Genomic DNA, 20,537 nt, shown 5'->3' with positions numbered 1-20,537 from the left:
CCATGCCCCGGCCTCCCGACCCCCACCGCTCGCCCGACAACACCCCCGCCCCGCGCCCCCGGCGCGCCGACGCCTCGCGCCCGCCCGCGTCCCGCGCGCCCGACCGCCCGGTCCTCCGCCTCTTCTCCACCACGCTCTGGGAGTACCCGAGCCAGCACTACGACTCGTTCGTCGACGACCAGGGCACCGTCCAACGCTCCCGCCATGCGCCCCCGACGCGCGCCCCCGCCATGCAGGGCGACAAGGAGTACGTCGGCGCCACGCCCTCCTGGGTCATCTGGCAGTGCCTCATGCGCTACACCCGCCCCGGCGACGTCGTCGTCGACCCCATGTGCGGCAGCGGCACCACGCTCGACGTCTGCGCCGACCTCGCCCGCGTCGGGCACGGCTTCGACCTCGCGCCCTCCCGCCCCGACATCCGCCAGGCCGACGCACGCGCCCTCCCGATGCCCCCGGCCAGCGCCGACTTCGTGTTCGTCGATCCCCCCTACTCCACGCACGTCGACTACAGCGATCACCCCGACTGCATCGGACGCCTCAGCGCGGGGGGCGAAGACGCGGGCCGCGCCTACTACGAGGCCATGGCGGGCGTCATCGCGCAGATCGACCGCGTGCTGCGCCCCCGGCGCTGCATGGCCCTGTACGTGAGCGATTCGTTCCGCAAGAAAAAGGGCGTGCCCGGCGGGGCGTTCATGCCGATCGGCTTCGAACTCTTCTCGATGCTCGCCGCCCGCTTCCGCCCGCTCGACATCATCTGCGTCGCGCGCCGCAACCGCAAGCTCGAGCGCGCCAACTGGCGCCGGGCCGCCGAGGAGGGCAACTTCTTCCTCCGCGGGTTCAACTACGTCTTTCTGATGCGCAAGGACGACCCGGCCTAGACCGGCTGCGGGGCGAGCGCGCCGAGCTTCCACGCCTCCCGCGCGTAGTCGCGGACCATCCGGTGCGTGCTGAACCGCGACCCATTCAGCGAGATCGCCCCGCGCATCACCCGCGCCCAGCCCGGGCGATCAAACCGGTACAGCGGCGCGACGAACTTCTCCAGCACGTCGTAGAACGACCGCGCGTCCCGCTCCCACTCTTCACCGGCGTCGCCGGGCGCGCGATCTTCGCCCACGCTCCAGCCCGTCTCGCCCTCGCGCCGTCCCTCGAGCCACCAGCCGTCGGGCACCGACAACGACGGCACGCCGTTCACCGCCGCCTTCATCCCGCTCGTGCCCGACGCCTCCAGCGTCCGCAGCGGGACGTTCACCCACACGTCGCACCCCGACACGAGCGCCGCCGACAGGTCCATGTCGTACCCGGGCACGAAGCAGATGCGGATCAGGTCCGACGAGCGGTGCGCCGCCGCGTTCAGCCGCTCGATCATCGCCTTGCCGCCCCCGTCGCGCGGGTGGGCCTTGCCGGAGAAGATGAGCTGCAGGCCCCCCGCCGCGTGCGCCGCGCGTTCCAGCGCACCCATGTCCGACAGCACGAGGTCCAGGCGCTTGTAGGGCGTGCACCGTCGCGCGATGCCCAGCGTCAGCACGCCCTCCGACAGCCCCGCGTTCGTCTCCCGGTTGATCCGCCGGATCATCGCCCGCTTCGCCCGGGCGTGCGCGCCCAGCAGGTCCGCGTCCGAGAGCGCCGCGGCCCGCTCCAGCAACTCCCCGTCGCCGCGCCACCCGGGGGCCGCACGGTCGAAGAGCGCCGCCATCCACGGGCTCGCCCACGTCGCCGGGTGCACGCCGTTGGTGATCGCGGCGATCTCCGCGCCGGGAAACATGTGGCGCGAGACCTCCGCGTGACGCACCGACACCGCGTTCGCCGCGCGAGAGAGCGCCAGCGCCGTGCGCGTCGTGTCCAGGTGCTCGTGGTGGATGAAGAACGGGCTGCGCGCCAGCACCTGCGACGGGCCCACCACGTCGCGCACCAGGTCCAGGTCGAAGCGGTCGTGCCCCGCGGCGATCGGCGTGTGCGTGGTGAACACGCAGCGCTCGCGCACCAGCCGGGCGGCGTCGGGCGAGTCGATCCCCACGCCCAGGTGCAGTGATTCCTCGCGCAACAGCTCCGCCGTCAGCAGCGACGCGTGCCCCTCGTTCATGTGGTAGCACGCGAGGTCGCGCAGCCCGAAACTCCGCAGGATCCGGATGCCGCCGATGCCGAGCACGATCTCCTGCGCCAGTCGCCACCGGTGGTCCCCGCCGTAGAGCGCTCCCGTCAGGGGCCTGTCCGCCGGGTGGTTCGAGTCCAGGTCGCTGTCGAGCATCAGCACCGGCACCACGTGCCCGCGCGCGCCGTGTACCTCGTACACCCACGCCCGCAGGTGCACCTCGCGACCCGCGACGGTCACCGACGCGCGCGCCGGCACAGGACGCAGAAAGTCCCGCGGGTCCCAGCGCACGGCCGACTCGACCTGCCGCCCGGCCTCGTCCAGCGACTGGTGGAAATACCCCTGTCGATGCAGCAGCGTCACGCCGACCACGGGCTCACCCAAGTCCGCCGCGGCTTTCAGCGTGTCTCCCGCCAGCACGCCCAGCCCCCCGCTATAGGTGGGCAAGGACGACTCCAGGCCGACCTCCATCGAGAAATAGGCGACTTTCGGCGAATGCTGCACGCGGTCGTCCTCCTCACGGGGCGGGGAGTTTATCGGATCGTGGGTCCGCCCGCGCGCCGTCAGAACGCACTCCCGGGGAATCTAGGGTGCAAATCCTCGGGTTGCAGAGACTTCGGACCTTGCGGAGTTTGCCATCCTCATTATGCTCCACCTTCATCATGCCGCGGCGCTCGTCCGCGCGGGCGGGCTTCACACCCCCCGAGTTTCGCAGGATCCATGGGAGTGCATCAACATGAAGCGTTCTGACGTGCTCAAACGACTGATCCAGGCCGCCTCGCTCACCGTGCTCGCGGGCTCTGCGCTCGCCGGGCCCGACGTCATCGTCGGCGACCTCCACGAGATCACCCGCTGGGGTTCGGGCACTTCCAACGGCGTGCCCGTGCAGGCCTACTCCGTCGGCACGATCTCCTGCAACGCGGGCGACACGCCACTCCTCTGGATCGCCAGCACGAACCAGCACCCCGTCATCTCCGGCAACATGTACCGGCTCGTGCCGGCCACAGGCCGCTTCGAACAGATCGGCCAGTCGTGGCTCAAGCACGGCTTCACCGCTCTCCAGGGCGACGTCTGCTACACCGATTGCGCCGCCTACCCCAACGGCACGCGCCTGGGCGTTCACTGCTCCGATCCCTACGGCGCGGGCCTGAACGGCGACCAGGGCCGCCTCGGCCCCAAGTGGGAGGTCAACGCTGCCACCGGCGCGTACCCCTACCCCTACACCAACAGCAGCGGTTCGGGCACCATCTTCAAGCGCCTCCAGGTCCCCACCGCCGATCTGCAGACCCCCGGCGCGCTGTACTTCGTCTCGGCCATGTACATCGCCCCCGACGACGCCGCCGCGGGCAACGGCCTGAACAACGCCTCCTACCGGCGCGCCACCATCGATTCCGTGACTTTCGCCCCCGCCCTCGTCGGCACCACCCAGCGCACCCGCCCGGCCATCTTCGCCTGGAAGGACCACGGCCTGGGCGCGAATCAGCCCGACCCCGACGTCTTCATCACCAGCGTCGACGTCCCCGGCGACGGACGCTTCTACGTCGCCGCCAAGGCCACCGATCTCGGCGGCGGACGATGGCGCTACCGCTACTCCGTCCAGAACCTCAACAGCCACCGCTCCGCACAGTCCCTCAGCATCCCGCTCCCCAACGTGCAGACCAGCAGCGTCACCAACGTCGTGTTCGACGATGTCGACTATCACTCCGGCGAGCCCTTCTCGCTCACCAACTGGACCCCCTCCACGACTTCCACGGCCCAGACCTGGGCGTCCCAGACCTTCGCGCAGAACCCCAACGCCAACGCCCTCCGCTGGGACACGATCTACTCATACGAGTTCGAGTGCGCCGTCCCGCCCGCCTCGGGCAACGCCACCATCGGGCTCTTCCGCACCGGGTCACCCTCTTCCGTCACCATTTCTACGGTCATTCCCAGCCCCACCGGCACCCAGCAACCCATCAACGACGCCTGCGCGTTCGCGGCCTCCGTCGGCAGCGGCGCCACCCCGTTCTCCACGGTCGGCGCGACCACCGACGGCCCGCTCGCCTGCAACGAGTTCAACTACAACCAGGTCGGTAACGACATCTGGTTCCGCTGGACCAGCCCCAACTGCGCCGGCAACTCCGTGATCAGCACCTGCGGCAGCGCCTACGACACCAAGATCGCCGTCTACGCCGACACCGGCACCTGCCCCACCGATAACTCACACCTCGCCTGCAACGACGACAACACCGCCGTCTGCGGCACGGGCTCGCTCCACTCCTCCGTCACACTCGCCACCACCCCCAACACCTCCTACCTCATCCGCGTCGGCGGGTACAACGCCATCACCGGCACCGGCACCCTCACCATCACCCCGCCCGACTGCGGGCCCACCAACGACAACTGCGCCAACGCCACCATCCTCGCCGACAACAGCCCTGTCAGCGGCACCACCGTCGAGGCGACCAACGACGGCACGGCCTCCTGCGGCCAGTCCGGGTCGTCGGCCGACATCTGGTTCCGATACACACCCCAGGTCTCCGGCAACTTCCAGGTCAACACCTGCAACAGCTCCTACGACACCGTCCTCGCCGCCTACTCCGGCACCTGCGGCTCGCTCTCGCAGATCGTCTGCAACGACGACGAGGGCACCACCGGGCCCTGCACCGGAACGCTCCAGTCCTCCATCACCGTCAACGGCGTCGCCGGCACCACCTACCTCATCCGCCTCGCCGGATACCAGGGCGCCACGGGTAACTACACCATCCGCGTCGTCGGCGGCGGCGGCGTCCTCCCGCCCATCAACGACAACTGCAACAATCGCGCGGGCGTGTCCAACGGCTCCAACCCCTTCACCACCCTCGGCGCCACCACCGACGGGCCCACCCACGCCGCGTGCTCCTTCAACGCCTCCAACCAGATCACCAACGACATCTGGTTCAACTACCCCTCCCTCTGCGATGGCCAGCTCACCGTCGACACCTGCGCCGCCGCCTCCTTCAACACCCGCATCGCCATCTACAGCGGGGACACCTGCACCAACTTCGATAGCCGCCTCCTCGACTGTTCCGACGACGACTGCCCCTCCGGGCGCTCCAGCGTTTCCATCCCCGTCGTCGCCGGCCAGTCCTACACCATCCGCGTCGGCGGCACCAACGGCGCCGTCGGCACCGGCACGCTGACCATCAACTGCGTCCCCACTCCGCCCCCCTGCGACCCGGACTTCAACCAGGACGGCAACGCCGATCAGGACGACATCGCCTGCCTCTCCCAGGTCGTCGCCGGCGACACCGACTGCTCCTCCATGGACCCGGACTTCAACCAGGACGGCAACGTCGACCAGGATGACATCGACGCCCTCTCCCAGGTCGTCGGCGGCTCGCCCTGCCCCTAAACGACGCGTCCGCTCCGTACATCGCGTCCGCTCAACCGCCCCGGCACCCGCCGGGGCGGTTTTTCGTTGCGCACCCAAACTTCGGCGTTGGCGCGTCCGAATACGTCGATACCATCCACCTTGCTCTTCCCGCCACGCCGGAACTCCACCATGCACCTCCGCGCCGCCACTCTCCCCGTCGTCCTCCTCGCCGCCTTCGCCGGCGCCCAGGACAGTGTTTCCCGCAACGCCAACGCCGGCAACGGCCTGCCCGGCGACGCGCCCGCGCCCTGGAGCGGGGTCTACCAGCGCCAGAGCTTCGTCGTCGACCTTTCCCCCATCGTCTCCGCGTGGGGAACGCCCTTCGGCGCCGCGCCCGTCATCAAGTCCGGACGCATCAACACCACGCGCTTCAACGCCTTCGCCGCCGCCACCACCATCAGTCCGTCCCTCGTCACCGGCGCCGCGCTGCCCGCGCCGACGTACACCCTCTGGACCCAGGCCGGCGGCGGGCTCCACACCGGCGAGAACAACCCCGCCCTCAACACGCTCGTCTCGCCCCCCGCCTCCGCCACGCTCTTCGCCCTCGCCTGCCTTGACGTGGACGAACAACTCAGCAGTTCCACCTTCTTCTTCTCGAACGTCCTGCAGGGCGCGCAGGCCGCCTACGACCCCAACCAGCCCGACCGCCTGTTCGTCACGCGCGTGATGGCGGCCCACAACAGCACCACCCCCACCCTCACCGATCGCTCGCAACTCGGCCTGGGCACCATCGACGCCGCTGGCAACCTGGTCTTCCGCGCCGACTCGTTCGGCAGCGCCAACCCCACGAACCCGCTCGTCGGCGACAACTACTTCCGCGTCCGCCTGCCGGGCCGCTCCGGGGTGTCAAACCCCATCGACAACAACGGCGCCGCCAACGCCGCGGCGGTGGATTGGCTGCTCCAGCGTTCCACGCTCACCCACGCCGTCCCCGCGGCGTTGCCCGCCGACATCGCCGGGCGCTCCGTGCTCGTCGGCGCCGACTTCGTGGGGCGCCTCGGCGCCGAGACCACGCCGCTCGCGCTCGCGACGACCACCGCCCACCGCCCGGGCACGCTGGATCACCGGGGCAGCGCCTCGATCCGCCCCCAGCCGCTCTTCCCCACGGGCGTCGCCACCGCCGCCACGCTCGCGCGCAGCACGGGCGCCAACGGCCCGGTCGATTCCATCAGCCTCGCCGCGCTCGACGCCAACGCCGTCGTCCTCGCATCGCGCACGCTCACGCTGCCCTCCGTCGTGCTCGACCCCTGTCGCCCGTTCACCTGGATGTCCAGCGCGGGCGGCCTGCGTGGCTACGACAGCCAGACCACCTTCCGCGGGCCCGTGGGCCCCGTCGCGTTGGGGCGCGATCAGGCCGGGCGGGCCCTCGCCGCCGGCGTGCTCTACGCGGGCGTCCCCGCCAACCCCGCCTCGTCGTTCAACGCCATCGCCGTGGCCCGCGCGGACCTCTCGCAGCCCGGCGTGCCCGCGCAGTGGGTGCTCGCCGCCTGGGTTGATCCCGCCACCGGGCTCGGCAAGGACATCCGCGGCGACTTCGGCGCCGACGGCACGCCCGACACCAACGACGCGGGCGAGCGCGACGGCTCCGTCGACGCCACCGACGCCCCCATCGGACGCATCGTTTCGCTCGCCAGCACGCCCCTGGGCTTCGCCGGCCCTTCCATCTCCGTCCCGGGCATCGACAGCGTCGGCAACCTCTACTTCATCGCCGCCGTCGAACTCAACCGCTCGACGCCCGGCGGCATCGTCGCCGAGCCCACGCTCGCCCTGGTCCGCGCCATCTACAACCCCGCCGCCTTCTGCTACGAACTCGACGTCGTGCTGAAGGCCGGCGACATCCTTCCCGGACGCAACAGCGCGCGCAACTACCGCATCGACTCGCTCGTCCTCGCCGACGGCGACTCCATCTCCTCCGCGTCCATGTTCGCCTCCAGCGTCTCGGCCAGCGCCTGGAACGCCGTTCCCACCGATTCGCTCGCGACCATCGACCCCCGCGCCCTGGGCGGGCTCGCCCTCGTCGCGCGCATCACCTACGACGTCGACCAGGACGGCGACTACGCCGACCCCACCCGCCCCGGCTCGGACATCGACAGCCCCGACGAGTCGTACAACGTCGTCATGTACGTCGGCAACACGTTCGCCGGCGGGCCCACCTGCGACCCGGACTTCAATCAGGACGGCAACGTCGATCAGGACGACGTCGCGTGCCTCACGCAGGTCGTCGCCGGAGACCCGGGCTGCTCCGCCTCCGACCCGGACTTCAACGCCGACGGCAACGTCGACCAGGACGACATCTCGGCACTGACCCAGGTCGTCGCCGGGGCGCCGTGCCCGTGAGAGGGACAGGCATTCGGCATTCGGCATTCGGGAAGATGCGCCGAATGCCCGATGCACAATGCCCATTGCCTAATGCCTAATGCCTAATCCCGAGTGCCTTGCTTCTCGTGTCTGGGTTCGTGCCAAGAGCCTTCTGTCTTCTTCGTGCCGCCTCAGCCGTCCGGCGAACGCCGGCGGAGCTCCGCGATGGTCCGCTGGAGCTTGCGGTGCAGGATACTGACCCGCAGCAGGCTCCGGACGCGCGCCAGCAGTTCGATCCGGTTGACCGGCTTGGTCAGAAAGTCGTCCGCGCCGGATTCCACCGCGCGCTCCACGTCCGATACTTCGTTGAGCGCGGTCACCATCACCACCTGCAGATCCGCCGTGGCGGCGTCACGCTTGATGCGCTCGCACACCTGGAACCCGCTCATGCGGGGCATCATGACGTCGAGCAGCACCAGGTCCGGACGACGCCGCTCGATCTCGGCCAGCGCCTGGGCCCCGTCCGCCGCGGTGCGGATCTCGCACCCCAGTTCCTCCAGGTACGCGATGAGCAGTTCGAGATTCTGCTCGTTGTCGTCGACGACCAGGATGTTGCACGTGGACACGTCGAGGTCGATCCCGTCGGTGTCGGTCGGTCGCGGGTCGGTCATCCGCTGGTCTCCTGTGCGAACCGCCATGGTACGGATGCTGCCCCTCCCGCGCGTCGGCCCGCCGTTTCCACAGCCCGCGCTGGACTTTCTAGGGGAAGTACCCTATAAACCCTTCGCTGGATGCGACTTGGCCCTCGGTCGAGGGCAGGCACGGGGCGAACGCATGTCAGGTCTCGCAGCACGGCATCGTCCGGCGTGGTCGGACCGCTTTCGGGTCCCCGAGGCGCACTCGCTCGTCGGCGAGCTGCCCCGCGCGTTCGGCCCTGCCGTGGAGCACGCCCGGCGCATCCTCACCGGCACGCATGCCTTCACCGAGTCCGTCTGCTGGCAGGGCGTCTGGAACTGGTGCCTGCGGTACGGCCCGAATCCCATGCCCCCCATCGCCTGCGCCTATGTCGTCCCCGACCCGGCCAAGCCCCGACTGTGCATCCCATTCCCGGAGTTCACGCTCCGCGCGATGTCTCCCAAGCGCGTCGGCAAGTCCGTGCGCGATACCCTGGTGCACGCGCCGTCGGTCAACGGCATCCGCTGGGCGACCTGGGACATCCAGAGCAAGGCGCAGGTCGAGGAGGTGCTCGACCTCGTCACCCTCGGCCTGACCGTGCAGCCCCCGATGGCCGCCGCGACCTGAGCGCCCTCGCCTTCATCCCGATCAAGCCCGCGCACTGTGCGTGCCGATGCACTGGGGTGGTGGGGAGATGCCCGGCCATCGGCAGTCTGGGCGGACTGGGAGGAATGGGATGAATCGAGTCGCGTTCGTTCTCGCCGCCTGTCTTTTTCCGGCGGCCGCGGGTGCCCAGTCGCTCGCGCTGTCGAACGAAGTCTCGCGCGCCGTCTCGAACGCGAAGCTCGGCGCCGCCACCGTGGGCATCAGCATCCGCGACGTCACCTCCGGGCAGGTGCTGTCCGACGTGCGCGCCGATCAGCCGATGATCCCGGCGTCGAACATGAAAGTGCTCACGAGCGGCGCCGCCCTGCTGGCGCTCTCGCCCGCGTTCCAGTTCCGCACCGAACTCGTCCAGGACGGCGACCGTCTGGTGTTCAAGGGCTCGGGCGATCCCGCGCTGGCGGACCCGGACCTGTTGGCGCGCATGAACCCGCGCCTCACCGTGAGCGACGTGCTGGGCGTGCTGGCGGGGGCCGCGCAGAAGGCCGGCGTGGTGCAGGCGACCGAGATCGTGGTGGACGACCGCGTCTTTGACCGGCAGTTCGTGCACCCGAGCTGGCCCACCGAGAAGCTCGACCGCGGGTACAGCGCGGAGGTCGCGGGCGTGAACTTCCACGCGAACGTGCTGCTGGCGTTCCCCGGGCCCGGTCGCGGCGGCGCCGGCTCGCTGCCGACGTACTCGATCCAGCCCGACGCGCCATGGATCGAAGTCGAGAACCGCGCGCGAACGACCTCGCAGGGCAAGAACAGCGTGTGGCTCTCGCGCGAGCCATTTTCCAACCGCTTCACGCTGCGGGGCGAGGTGCGCCAGGCCGCCCAGGTGGGCGTCGAGATCACCATCCACAACCCGCCGGAGTTCGTGGGCCAACTGCTGGCCGATCACCTTTCCCGCGCGGGCGTGCGCATCGGCGACGGCACGGGCGGGAGCACCTCGCGTGTCGCCTCGGAGGGGGACGTCTTCGAGGGCGGGCGGGTGATCGCCGCCGTCAACACGCCCATCGAGGAAGTGCTGCACCGCTGCAACAGCGACTCGGCGAACTTGTACGCCGAGGCCCTTCTGAAGCGTCTCGGGCATGAGGTGACGCGCGAGCCGGGGTCGTGGAGCAACGGCGGCGCGGTGCTGCGCATGATGATCTCCCAGCACCTGGGCGCCCGGGCCGCGGGCGACGTCACCATCGCCGACGGCTCGGGCCTGTCGCGCGACAACGCCGTCGCGCCCGCGACGCTGACGCGCTGGCTCGGCGTGCTGGCCTCGAACGACGCGGCCCGCGACATGTTCACCGCCTCGCTCGCCCGCCCCGGGCAGGGCACGCTCCGCCGGCGCTTCTCGGGCGTGCGCCTCCAGAACGAGCTCTACGCCAAGAGCGGGTTCATCAACGGCGTGCGGACGCTCTCGGGCTACGTCGTCGACCCGAGCAGCGGGCGGCGCGTCGCCTTTAGCGTCATGGTCAACGACATCCGCACCGACACGCAGACCGCCGGCGCCCTCAATCTCCACGAGGACGTCGTGAAGATCATCGACCGCTATCTCGTATCGCTCGCGCCGGCGGCCTCGCCCCGCTGAGGCGCCAGGCCGTACTCGGCCCACCGGGCCGTCACCCGCGCGCCGATATCCGGCGGCATGCGGATGAACGGGGGCCACTCGCGCACGGGCAGCCCGTGGGCCTCGTCGCCCGGTCCCTTGGGCGTCGCGTCGAACGCGACCCGCCGCCCGCACTTGCTGAGCACGCGATCACGGTCGGGGGCCGCGTTGGCCATCCAGTGAAAGAACGCGTCGTCGGCGTTCGCGACGTCGGCATCCGGGCCAACAACGACGATCCAGCGGGGAAGGGCGCACTCGCCCGTAAGCCCGCCGAGGGCCTTGATGAGCCGCGCGCCGTCGCCCGGGGCGGTCTTCGCCAGGCGCACGAGCAGCCACCACCCGCCCAGTTCCTCCGGCACGCGCGCGTCGAGCACGCCCTCGACCGCCCGCACGCGCGTTTCGGTCGCGCGGGCGTCGTCACCGAGGACGGCGTTGACCGGCCCGGCGTCGCACAACTCCCGCGCCAACTCGTCCAGCACCCGGTGGGTTTCGGCGGGGTCGCTCTTGCGGGTCGCGTCGAGGCCCATCTTTCCGCCCGCGCCCAGGAACGGGGCCGCGTGGTCCAGGATGTCGAGCGGCCCGCGCACCAACTCGCTGTCTCGCGCCGGCACGCAGCGCTCGCCCACGGCACGCATCACGCCGGGGTGATCGTGCACGTCGACGTCGTCGTCGACCACCACGATCGCCTTCGTCCACGACATCTGCCCGGCGCCCCAGATCGCGTGCATGACACGGCGCGCCTGCAGCGGGTACGCCTTGCGGACCTTGACGAACGCGCAGTTGTGGAACGCCCCGAACAGCGGCAGGTCGTAGTCCTCGATGTCCGGCACCAGCGTCTTGAGCAGCGGCAGGAAGATCCGCTCCGTCGCCTTCCCGAGGTAGTAGTCCTCCTGCGGCGGGTAGCCCACGATCGTCGTCGGGTACACGGGCTCGCGCCGGTGTGTGATGGCCGTGACGTCGAGGATCGGGTACCGGTCCGGCATCGAGTAGAACCCGGTGTGGTCGCCGAACGGGCCCTCGAACACGGCGCCCGGGCCGATGTCGCCGTCGCGGCGCGGGTCGTAGCCGATCAGCCCCGCGTCGGGGCGGACGAACCCCTCGATCACGATCTCGGCATTCGCCGGCACCCAGAGCGGCACCGTCTTCGCCCGCACCATCGGGATGCCCCGCCCGTGCAGGAACCCCGCCATGAGCAGTTCGCTGATCCCCGGCGGGAGCGGCGCGGTCGCCGCGTAGGGCATCACGCTCTCGCCCCCCAGCACCACGGCCACGGGCATGGGCTTGCCCAGCGCCTTCCACGATCGCCAGTGCCGGGCGCCGTCGTGGTGCAGGTGCCAGTGCATCGCGAGGCGGTTGCGCCCCATGAGCTGCACGCGGTACATCCCGATGTTGTGCGACGCCGGGGCCGGGTGGTCGCGGTCGTCGGCGTGCACGGTGTGGATGCCCGCGAGCGTGATGAACCGCCCGCGGAACCGGGCGTCCCAGTCGCTGCCGCGCCCGAGCCCCTCGACCGCGTCGTTGACGCCCGCCGGGTAGCCCAGGGCCGCGAAGTCGCCGTCGTGAGGCCAGCAGCGGATGATCGGCAGGCGCGTGAGGTCTACCCCGTCGCCGGTCAGCATCACCTGCTGGCACTCGCCGAGCCCGCGCCGGCGCCTGGGGGGCGTGCGCAAGAGCGGCAAGAACCGGCGGGCCGCGGCGATGCCCTCGCCGATGGTGCGGGGGGGTTGGGGCTTCACGAGTTCGGCGATGCGTGCGGCGATGGATTCGAACCCGCCGCCGGTGCAGCCCAGCGCCATCTCGAGACGTCGGTACGACCCCCAGGCGTTGATGAGCACGGGCATGTCGGCGCCGTCGACATTCGTGAACAGCAGGGCCGACCCGCCACGATCGTGGAACCGCGGGTCCGTCGCGCGGGCGGGGGCGCTGGGCAGGCCCGGGCAGCGCGACTTGCTGACGCGATCGGCGATCTCGGCGATCTCGAGGACGGGCGAGACGCGGGCCGATACTCGCGAGAGTTCACCCGCGCGATCCAGGGCCGTAACGAACTCTCCGAGCGAGGCGTACATGGGGTGCCCGAGCGTATGAGCGAGACCAGGCCCAATCCGTGGAACGAGACGCCCGCGCCGGGGCAGGCGCTGCTCCCCGCGCACGTGTACGCCGCCTCGCGCGACTGGGGCGGCTACTTCCGCTCGCTCGCGCACCTGGGCCCGCGCGAGACGCTGCTCGCCGCGCTCTCTTCGTTCGACGCCGACCCGCCGGCGGATGCGTCCCGCGACGCGATCGACCTCGGCTGCGGCGACGGGCGCGACACCGCCGAACTCCTCCGGCGCGGCTGGCGGGTGCTGGCGATCGACGCGTCGGACGAGGGGCTCGACCGCCTCCGCCGGCGCAACGACCTCGTGCACCCCGAGCGCCTCGAAACCCGGCGCGCGTCGTTCGAAGACGTCACGCTCCCGCCTTGCACGCTGCTGTGCGCGTCGTTCTCGCTGCCCTTCTGCCCGGCGCACGCCTTCCCGCGCCTGTGGGCGGCGGTCACGGGCTCGATCCGCCCCGGCGGGCGCTTCGCGGGCCAGCTCTTCGGCGACGCCGACGACTGGGCCCGCCTGCCCGACCGCACGCACCACACGCCCGACCAGGCGCGGGCGCTCTTCGAGGGGTTCGAGCTCGAACGCTTCCAGGAGGAGCGCCGCGACAGCGCCGTCGACCCCGTCTCGCACCCGAAGAGATGGCACGTCTTCCACATCGTCGCGCGGCGCGCCGGGCAACCCGCGTCCGCCCCGTCGTCTCGGGTATCCTGAGGGCTTCGCGGGGGGTTTCATGAGCGTCGCCATCTCACACCGCAGCGACTGGGCCATCGACCTCACCCACGTCGACAAGAAGTACCGCGGGAAGGTCCACGCCCTGCGCGGCATCGACATGCGCGTGCGCCGGGGCGAGGTCTTCGGCCTGCTCGGCCCCAACGGCGCGGGCAAGAGCACCCTCGTCAAGATCCTCATGACCGTCATCTCGCCCTCGCGCGCCGACGGCACCGTGCTCGGGCGCCCCGTGGGGCACAAGGGCTCGCTCGCCAACATCGGCTACCTCCCCGAGCACCACAAGTTCCCGGAGTACCTCACCGGCGGGCAGGTGCTGGATTTCTACGGCGCGCTCTCGGGCGTGCCCAGAGCCGAACGGCGCGCCCGCGCCCCCGAACTGCTGGAACTCGTCGGCATGACGGCGTGGGCCAAGACGAAGGTCAAGCAGTACAGCAAGGGCATGCGTCAGCGCATCGGCATCGCGCAGGCGCTCATGAACGACCCGGAGCTCGTCATCCTCGACGAGCCCACCGACGGCGTCGACCCCGTGGGCCGGCGCGACATCCGGGGCATGGTCCAGCGCCTCAAGGAGCGCGGCAAGACGGTCTTCCTCAACTCGCACCTGCTCAGCGAGCTCGAGATGGTCTGCGACCGCGTGGCGATCCTCGTGCAGGGCAAGGTCGCCAGCCAGGGCACCATCGCCGAACTGACCGACGACCAGGCCCGCTACGAGATCGACCTGTGGCTCGACGAAGGCCAGCCCGCGCACGACCTGCTCGCCCGCGCGCTGCCAGAGGCCGCGAACGCGAGCCCCCCGCCCGCCGACGTCAACGCGCTCGCGCCCCGCGTCGCGTGGAGCGGCACGCTCACGACGGGCGAACTCTTCCGCATCACGCGCGCGGGGATCACCATCAACACGACCGACGCGGCGCGCGTGCAGCCGATCATCGACCGCCTGCGCGCGGGGAACGTGGTGATCAAGTCCATCCGCCCGGTGCGGCCTTCGCTCGAAGACCTCTTCATGCAGGCCGTGACCGATCCGAACACGGGCAAGGCCGCCGCGCCGGGTGCGGCACGGGAGAAGGCCTGATGTCGCGCGCCGCCACCCAGACCATCGCGATCTTCCACGACGCGTACCGCGAGCTCAACGCGAAGCGCCTGTTCTGGATCGTGATGATCATCTCCGTCGTGATCGTCGCGGCGTTCGCGCTCGTGGGCCTCACGGACAAAGGCCTCAAGGTGATCGTGTGGGAGATCCCCATCCCCTTCTTCAACCGCTCCACGATGGAGCCGGCGATGTTCTACAAGATGATCTTCGTGAACCTGGGCATCGGGTTCTGGCTGTCGTGGGGCGCCACGATCCTCGCGATCATCTCGACCGCGAGCATCATCCCCGAGTTCGTGTCGAGCGGCTCCATCGAGCTCACGCTGAGCCGCCCCGTCTCGCGACTGCGCCTCTTCCTCACGAAGTACCTCACCGGTCTGCTCTTCGTCGCGCTGCAGGTCACGGTGTTCACGCTCGCCGCGTTCGTCGTCATCGGCTTCAAGGGCGACGCCTGGATGCCCAAGCTCTTCTGGGCCATCCCGATCGTCGTCCTCTTCTTCAGTTATCTCTTCAGCATCTGCGCGCTCGTGGGGCTGCTCACCCGCTCCACCATCGCGGCCCTGCTCATCACCCTGCTCATGTGGCTCTTCTTCTTCGGGCTCAACGCGACCGACGGGATCTTCGTGAGCCTGCGCGAGACCACCCGCCTGCGCGAGAACGTGCTGGCCAAGCGCGTGGAGCGGCTCGAGCGCAACGCGTCGCTGCGCATCTGGGAGAAGCGCCGCGCCGAGGCCGGCGAGCCGGCCCCCCCCGAGGGCACACCCCCGCCCGTCTACACGCCGGCCGAGATCGATGCCGAGAACCCGCTCATTCAGAACCAGCGGACGAAGCTCGCCGCCGAGCGCGCGTCGCTGGCCAAGTGGACCCGCTGGGCGAGCATCTTCTACTGGGTCAAGACGCCCCTGCCCAAGACAAGCGAGACGCTCGCCCTGCTGGAGCGCACGCTCATCAGCGAAGAAGAACTCGAGCGCCTCCGCACGCCCAACGACGACCAGCCCGTCGCGTTCGGCGAGCAGGACGACGTGCAGGTGAGCGCCCGCGAGGCGCAGTTGGGCTCGGAGAAGGCGCTGCGCGCCCGCAGCACCGCGTGGATCATCGGCACCTCGCTCGGCTTCGAGGCCTTCATCCTCGGCATCGCGTGCGTCATTTTCTGTCGGCGCGACTTCTGATCACCCGCGATTGCTGACCTGCGCGCGATCTCGGATCCACGCGCATCGCCCCTACCGCCCGTCCGCCAGCGTGCGCCCCCGGTCGCGGGCCGCCAGGATCGCGCGGGCCCAGGTCTCCATCGCGTCGCTGTCCTCGAGCACGCGGACCGCCGCGGCGGTCGTCCCGCCCGGGCTCGTCACGCCCGCGCGGAGCGTCGCGGGATCTGGGCCGCCCGCGCCGGTTTGCCCGGCACCTTCCGCCAGCAGCGCCGCGGCCCCGGCGATCGTCTCTCGCACCATCTCCAGCGCTTGCGCATGCTCAAAGCCCATGAGCACGCCCGCCCGCTGCATGGCCTCGGCGAGGTAGAACACGTACGCCGGCCCGCTGCCCGCCAACGCCGTGAACGCGTCCATGAGCGCCTCGTCCACCCGGAACACCTTCTGTCCGCCCGTCCCGAAGAGCGCGCACGCGAAGTGGTCGTCGGGGTGTGCGGCCCCGTCGCTCAGGCACACCGCCGTGCACCCGCGCCCCACGCGCAGCGCGAGGTTCGGCATCGCCCGCACGACGCGTGCGCACGCCAGCAGGGCGCGGACCTTTGCCCCGGGCGTCCCCGCGAGGATGGAGATCACGACGCGGGGGTCATCGCCCAGCGCCGGGCGCAGCCCCGCCGCCACGTCCGCGAGCGCCTGGGGCTTCACCGCGAGCAGCACCTGGGCGTGCGCGCCCCGCGCCCGCAGCCACGCGCCGCCGCCGGCGAGATCCGCGAACGTCTCGACCGTCCGCGGGAGGCGTGCGCGTCGGCCCGCGTCGGGTTCGACCACGGCGAGGGCGTCGGGGGGGAGCACGGCGCTACGGAGGGCCCCGTCGACGATCGCGCCGCCCATGGCCCCGGCTCCGACGACCAGCAGCGAGGGCGGTTGGGTGGCGTGCGGGGTGTGCATCCCGCAGGGTAGTGCGTGTCCCTATCCTTCCGGCACATGTCGGTCTATTACCAGTTGGACTTCGAGAAGCCGGTCGCGGCGGTCGAGCAGCAGATCGAATCCGCGGAGGAGCGCCTCCGACGCACCCCCGCCGCCGACGAGGACCCCGCCGCGCGCGCCCGCGTGGAGCACGACCTCGCGGCCCTTCGACGCGAGCGTGAAGAGGCGCTCACGAAGGCGTACGCCAGGCTGTCCCCGTGGGACACGGTGCGCGTGGCCCGGCACCCGCTCCGCCCGCAGACGCGCGATTACATCGCCCTCATGTGCCGCGACTTCGCGGAACTGCACGGCGACCGGCGCTTCGCCGACGACGCGGCGATCGTCACGGGCTTTGCGCGCCTGGGCCCGCTGAAGGTCCTGCTCGTCGGGCACCAGAAGGGCAAGCAGACGAGCGAGAAGCTCGCGTGCAACTTCGGCTGCGCCCACCCCGAGGGCTACCGCAAGGCGCTCGCGAAGATGAAACTGGCCGAGAAGTTCGGCGTGCCGATCGTGACGCTGGTCGACACGCCCGGCGCCTACCCCGGGCTGGGTGCCGAGCAGCGCGGCCAGGCCGAGGCCATCGCGGTGAACATGCTCGAGATGAGCCGCCTGCGCACGCCCATCGTGAGCGTCGTCATCGGCGAGGGCGGGTCGGGGGGCGCGCTGGGGTTGGCGGTCGCCGACCGCGTCGCGATGCTCCAGCACGCGTGGTACTCCGTCATCAGCCCCGAGGGCTGCGCCGCCATTCTCTGGAAGGAAGCCAACGAGCAGACGAACCACGCGGCGGCCCGCGCGCTGAAGCTCACGGCGCAGGACAACCTCTCGCTGGGCATCATCGACGAGGTCATCCCCGAGCCCCTGGGCGGGGCGCACCGCGACCCCCGGTCTACCGCGCTCGCGCTCCAGCAGTGGATCGTGGCGCAGCTCAACGCGCTGCGCACCGTCGAGCCGGACGAACTGCTCGCGCAGCGGTACGCCCGCTTCCGGCGCATGGGCCAGTACCTCGAGAGCCCGGGCGAGGCCACGCCCCCGGACGACACCGCCCTCGCGGGCACGCCGGGCGTCTAGCACCCCCGCGCCCGGACGCTGGTGGCTTTGACTGGCACGGGGTGTCCCCCTAGCGTTTCGGCCATTCGCCGCGGGACACCTTCCGTGTCCCGGCGCACGCGTGGAGTCGCCCGTGCCCAAGAACACTCCCGCCGAGAAAAAAGCGTTGAAGCCAAAGCCCGCGCGCGAAAAACCCGCGAAGAAGACGCCCGTTGCCAAGGCCAAGGCGGCCTCCAAGCCCGCCCCCAAGGCTTCGCGCCCCGCGAAGGCCGCCGAATCACCCGCGAAGCCCAAGGCCAAGGCGCGCCCCGCGGCCAAGGCCGAGCCCAAGAGCGAGAAGGCCCGCCCGCCGGCCAAGCCCCGCGCGGACGAGAAGCCCGAGAAGGGCGCAAAGGCCGCCCCCGCCGCGCCCGAACCCAAGGCGGCCCCCGTGGCCGACGCGAAGACCGCGCGCAAGGGGATCACGATCGTGACGCCCAAGCCGGTGCGCAAGGCGAAGGCGCCGATCTCGATGGCGAACATCATCCCGTCGGGGCTCGGGCGCCTGCTGGATCCGAAGTCTCCGCGCAAGCCGCTGATCCCGTCGGGCCCGAAGGCGTCGCCCGCGCGGGCGCTGGGGCAGCACGGCGGGCCGGAGCTGCCGCAGACGGTGGTGACCGGCGTGTCGCCCTTGTCCGAGACGCAGATCGAGTACTTCCGCCAGCGCCTGATCCGCAAGCGGGCGGAACTGGTCGGCGACGTGAACATGATGGAGCGTGAGGCGCTGCGGAGCGAGTCGGGCTCGCTCTCGAACATGCCCTCGCACCTGGCCGAGCAGGGGTCCGACGCTTCGGAGCAGTCGCTGTCGCTCGACCTGGCGGCCGCCGACCGCAAGCTGATCCGCGAGATCGACGACGCGCTCGTGCGGATCACGAAGGGCACGTTCGGCGTGTGCGAACTGACGGGCAAGCCGGTAAAGCTCGAGCGTCTGGAAGAGCTGCCCTGGGCGCGCTACTCGATCGAAGCCGCGCGCGAGCTCGAACGCCACGCGATGCGCTCGTAGATGAACGCGACGCCCACAGCCCCGCCCGCGCGTACGCCCGTCCACCCCACGCGCAAGCCGCGGCGTGCCTGGCTCGTGCTGCTCGCGACGATCATCGTGGGCCTGGTGATCGACCTGGGCAGCAAGGCGGCGGCGTTCCGGTACATCGCCGACGCGCCCGTCGTCGTCGACCGAGCGCAGGTGATGCGAGCGAACCATCCATCCGCGCTGATCCCGGCGCACGAGCCGGTCCGCATCGTCCCGCACGTGCTCGAGTTCACGCTCGTCCTGAACCCCGGCGCGGTGTTCGGCATCGGCGCCGGGCGCAGGGGCGTGTTCATGCTCTTCACCGGCGTCGCGATGGTCTTCGCGATGATGCTGTTCGTGCGGTGGACCACCGCGCGCGACACGCTCAGCCACGCCGCGGTCGGCCTGCTGGTCTCGGGCGGGCTGGGCAACCTCTACGACCGGCTCGTGTACGCCTGCGTGCGCGACTTCATCCACCCGCTCCCCGGCGTCGTGCTCCCGGGCGGGCTCGAGTGGCCCTGGGGCGGGCGCGAGGTCTGGCCGTACGTCTCGAACATCGCCGACCTGTTCCTCATCATCGGCATCGGCGCGCTCATCTGGCGCACACTCCGTCCGATCGGCGACGACCGCCCGGCGCCCGCCGAACCGGCCGGCGCGGCCGATGGCCCCGGCTCTCAAACGGGCTCGGGCTCTCAGGCCGGCGCGGGCTGATTCGCCCGCTGACGGATCCCGTCCAGCATCCCCCGAACCTCCGCCGCCATCCGCGAGTTCGGGAACTCTTCCACGATCTGCTGCCCCAGGCGCGTCGCCTCGGCCCACCGGTGGTCCTGCAACGCGAGGCGGAACTGCGCCCCCAGGTTCTGGCGCGCCCGACCGATGACCCCGCGCGCCAGTTCGCGCAGCGGCTCGGCCTCGACGGGCGTCAGGTACTGGTCGAGCTCGCGCAGCAGCGTCAGCGCTTCCTCCGTCCGGTCGGCCTGCGCCGCCAGGAGGAACCGCCTCTCCAGATCCCGGCGGAACGCGTCGTACGCCTGCCCCACCCGCGCCCGCAGGGGCTCTACCCGCGGCGAGTCCGGGTACAGCCGCATGATCTTGCTCGCTTCCAGCGATGCGTCGTGCCACCGGCGCTGCAGCACCAGCCCGTCGAGCACCCCGATCGCCTCTGTGATCTCCTGCTCCAGGCTCTGCCGACGCAGGTCGTCGATCCGCGCCCGGAACCCCTCGGCCTCCGCCCGGTACCCGAACCGGTCGGCCAGCTCGCGGATCAGCGCCAGGGCCGCGTCCCAGTTCCTCGCCGCGAGGTCTTCCTCGATCGCGCGGCACAGGATGTCACGCTCTTCCCGCCGGTTGAGCGCGCGTCGGGCCTCGTCCGAGAGCACGCTCGAATCCGCCAGACGCCGCACGCTCCGCTGCACGTCGTCCAGGCGCGCCAGCAGCTCGCGGTCGCCGGACATCGTCTCGCGCCGCAGCATCAGCACCACGATCGGGCCCAGCGCGCCCACCACGGCCAGCCCCAGCAGCCCCAGGCCTCGGTCCTGCTCGCGCACCAGCAGCAGCACCGTCACGCCCAGCGCCGCCGCGAAGTTCAGCAGCACCAGAAACCACACCAGCCGCGAGTCCCGCCGACGATCCGACACGCCATTCGACGGTTGATGGTCCATGCGACCTCCCTGGGTGCGCGCTCAGCCCGCGGCCCGCGGGCAAGTGTAAACCGCCCGGGCAAGCGGCCATAG

General features: G+C 71.0%; 16 protein-coding genes. 11 read left to right on the top strand and 5 right to left on the bottom strand.

Translation table 11 applies throughout. The annotated features are described in order from the left end of the window. Positions 1-2: 2 nt before the first annotated feature. Positions 3-878, top strand: a complete 876-nt coding sequence (locus tag SFY69_01180) for a DNA methyltransferase (protein MDX2130646.1) — start codon at positions 3-5, stop codon at positions 876-878. On the opposite strand, the gene glgP is transcribed toward SFY69_01180, so the two are convergent. After that, positions 875-2,593: an alpha-glucan family phosphorylase gene (gene glgP / locus SFY69_01175; protein MDX2130645.1), complete on the bottom strand. Its 1,719-nt coding sequence runs from the start codon at positions 2,591-2,593 to the stop codon at positions 875-877. The genes SFY69_01180 and glgP overlap by 4 nt on opposite strands. 232 nt (positions 2,594-2,825) lie before the next feature. Between glgP and SFY69_01170 the strand changes: the two genes are divergently transcribed. Beyond that, the gene (locus SFY69_01170; GenBank protein MDX2130644.1) at positions 2,826-5,462 is read left to right on the top strand and encodes a hypothetical protein; all 2,637 of its coding nucleotides are present in this window, start codon (positions 2,826-2,828) and stop codon (positions 5,460-5,462) included. Between the two features lie 120 nt (positions 5,463-5,582). After that, the gene (locus SFY69_01165) at positions 5,583-7,820 is read left to right on the top strand and encodes a hypothetical protein (GenBank protein ID MDX2130643.1); all 2,238 of its coding nucleotides are present in this window, start codon (positions 5,583-5,585) and stop codon (positions 7,818-7,820) included. Between the two features lie 152 nt (positions 7,821-7,972). Here the strand turns inward: SFY69_01165 and SFY69_01160 are convergent, their stop codons facing one another. Beyond that, positions 7,973-8,452, bottom strand: coding sequence for a response regulator (locus tag SFY69_01160; protein ID MDX2130642.1), 480 nt, complete (start codon positions 8,450-8,452; stop codon positions 7,973-7,975). 163 nt (positions 8,453-8,615) lie between these two features. Between SFY69_01160 and SFY69_01155 the strand changes: the two genes are divergently transcribed. Together SFY69_01155 and dacB are read left to right on the top strand one after the other, a co-directional pair. Beyond that, complete coding sequence (locus SFY69_01155) at positions 8,616-9,083, top strand: hypothetical protein (GenBank protein MDX2130641.1); 468 nt, start codon at positions 8,616-8,618, stop codon at positions 9,081-9,083. 109 nt (positions 9,084-9,192) lie between these two features. Continuing rightward, on the top strand, positions 9,193-10,683 hold the full coding sequence (gene dacB / locus SFY69_01150; GenBank protein ID MDX2130640.1) for a D-alanyl-D-alanine carboxypeptidase/D-alanyl-D-alanine-endopeptidase: 1,491 nt from the start codon (positions 9,193-9,195) through the stop codon (positions 10,681-10,683). Here dacB and SFY69_01145 read toward each other — a convergent pair. Further along, entirely contained in the window at positions 10,644-12,767 is a 2,124-nt protein-coding gene (locus SFY69_01145) for a UbiD family decarboxylase (protein MDX2130639.1), read from the bottom strand. The two genes, dacB and SFY69_01145, sit on opposite strands and share 40 nt — an antisense overlap. A 15-nt stretch (positions 12,768-12,782) precedes the next feature. Between SFY69_01145 and SFY69_01140 the strand changes: the two genes are divergently transcribed. The 3 genes from SFY69_01140 to SFY69_01130 are packed head-to-tail and all read left to right on the top strand — an operon-like array spanning position 12,783 to position 15,770. Further along, a complete protein-coding gene (locus tag SFY69_01140) occupies positions 12,783-13,499 on the top strand; it encodes a class I SAM-dependent methyltransferase (GenBank protein ID MDX2130638.1) in 717 nt (238 codons plus the stop codon). A 19-nt stretch (positions 13,500-13,518) separates the two neighbouring features. Then, positions 13,519-14,586: an ABC transporter ATP-binding protein gene (locus SFY69_01135; protein MDX2130637.1), complete on the top strand. Its 1,068-nt coding sequence runs from the start codon at positions 13,519-13,521 to the stop codon at positions 14,584-14,586. After that, complete coding sequence (locus tag SFY69_01130) at positions 14,586-15,770, top strand: ABC transporter permease (GenBank protein ID MDX2130636.1); 1,185 nt, start codon at positions 14,586-14,588, stop codon at positions 15,768-15,770. The genes SFY69_01135 and SFY69_01130 overlap by 1 nt, the downstream gene beginning before the upstream one ends. A 51-nt stretch (positions 15,771-15,821) precedes the next feature. On the opposite strand, the gene proC is transcribed toward SFY69_01130, so the two are convergent. Further along, positions 15,822-16,691 carry a pyrroline-5-carboxylate reductase gene (gene proC / locus SFY69_01125; protein ID MDX2130635.1) on the bottom strand — a complete coding sequence of 290 codons (870 nt, stop codon included), beginning with the start codon at positions 16,689-16,691 and terminating at the stop codon, positions 15,822-15,824. A gap of 36 nt (positions 16,692-16,727) precedes the next feature. On the opposite strand from proC, the gene SFY69_01120 reads away from it, so the two are divergent. From SFY69_01120 to SFY69_01110, 3 genes are all read left to right on the top strand, one after another. Beyond that, a complete protein-coding gene (locus tag SFY69_01120; protein ID MDX2130634.1) occupies positions 16,728-17,777 on the top strand; it encodes an acetyl-CoA carboxylase carboxyltransferase subunit alpha in 1,050 nt (349 codons plus the stop codon). 112 nt (positions 17,778-17,889) lie between these two features. Next, positions 17,890-18,798: a TraR/DksA C4-type zinc finger protein gene (locus SFY69_01115; GenBank protein ID MDX2130633.1), complete on the top strand. Its 909-nt coding sequence runs from the start codon at positions 17,890-17,892 to the stop codon at positions 18,796-18,798. Then, on the top strand, positions 18,799-19,515 hold the full coding sequence (locus SFY69_01110; GenBank protein ID MDX2130632.1) for a signal peptidase II: 717 nt from the start codon (positions 18,799-18,801) through the stop codon (positions 19,513-19,515). Here SFY69_01110 and SFY69_01105 read toward each other — a convergent pair. Continuing rightward, the gene (locus SFY69_01105; GenBank protein MDX2130631.1) at positions 19,497-20,465 is read right to left on the bottom strand and encodes a hypothetical protein; all 969 of its coding nucleotides are present in this window, start codon (positions 20,463-20,465) and stop codon (positions 19,497-19,499) included. The two genes, SFY69_01110 and SFY69_01105, sit on opposite strands and share 19 nt — an antisense overlap. Positions 20,466-20,537: the final 72 nt, after the last annotated feature.

This window comes from Planctomycetota bacterium (assembly GCA_033763975.1).
Taxonomy (GTDB): Bacteria; Planctomycetota; Phycisphaerae; order Phycisphaerales; family UBA1924; genus RI-211.
Note: the sequence above shows the minus strand (reverse complement) of the source record. Positions and strands in the feature narration are given on the sequence as shown.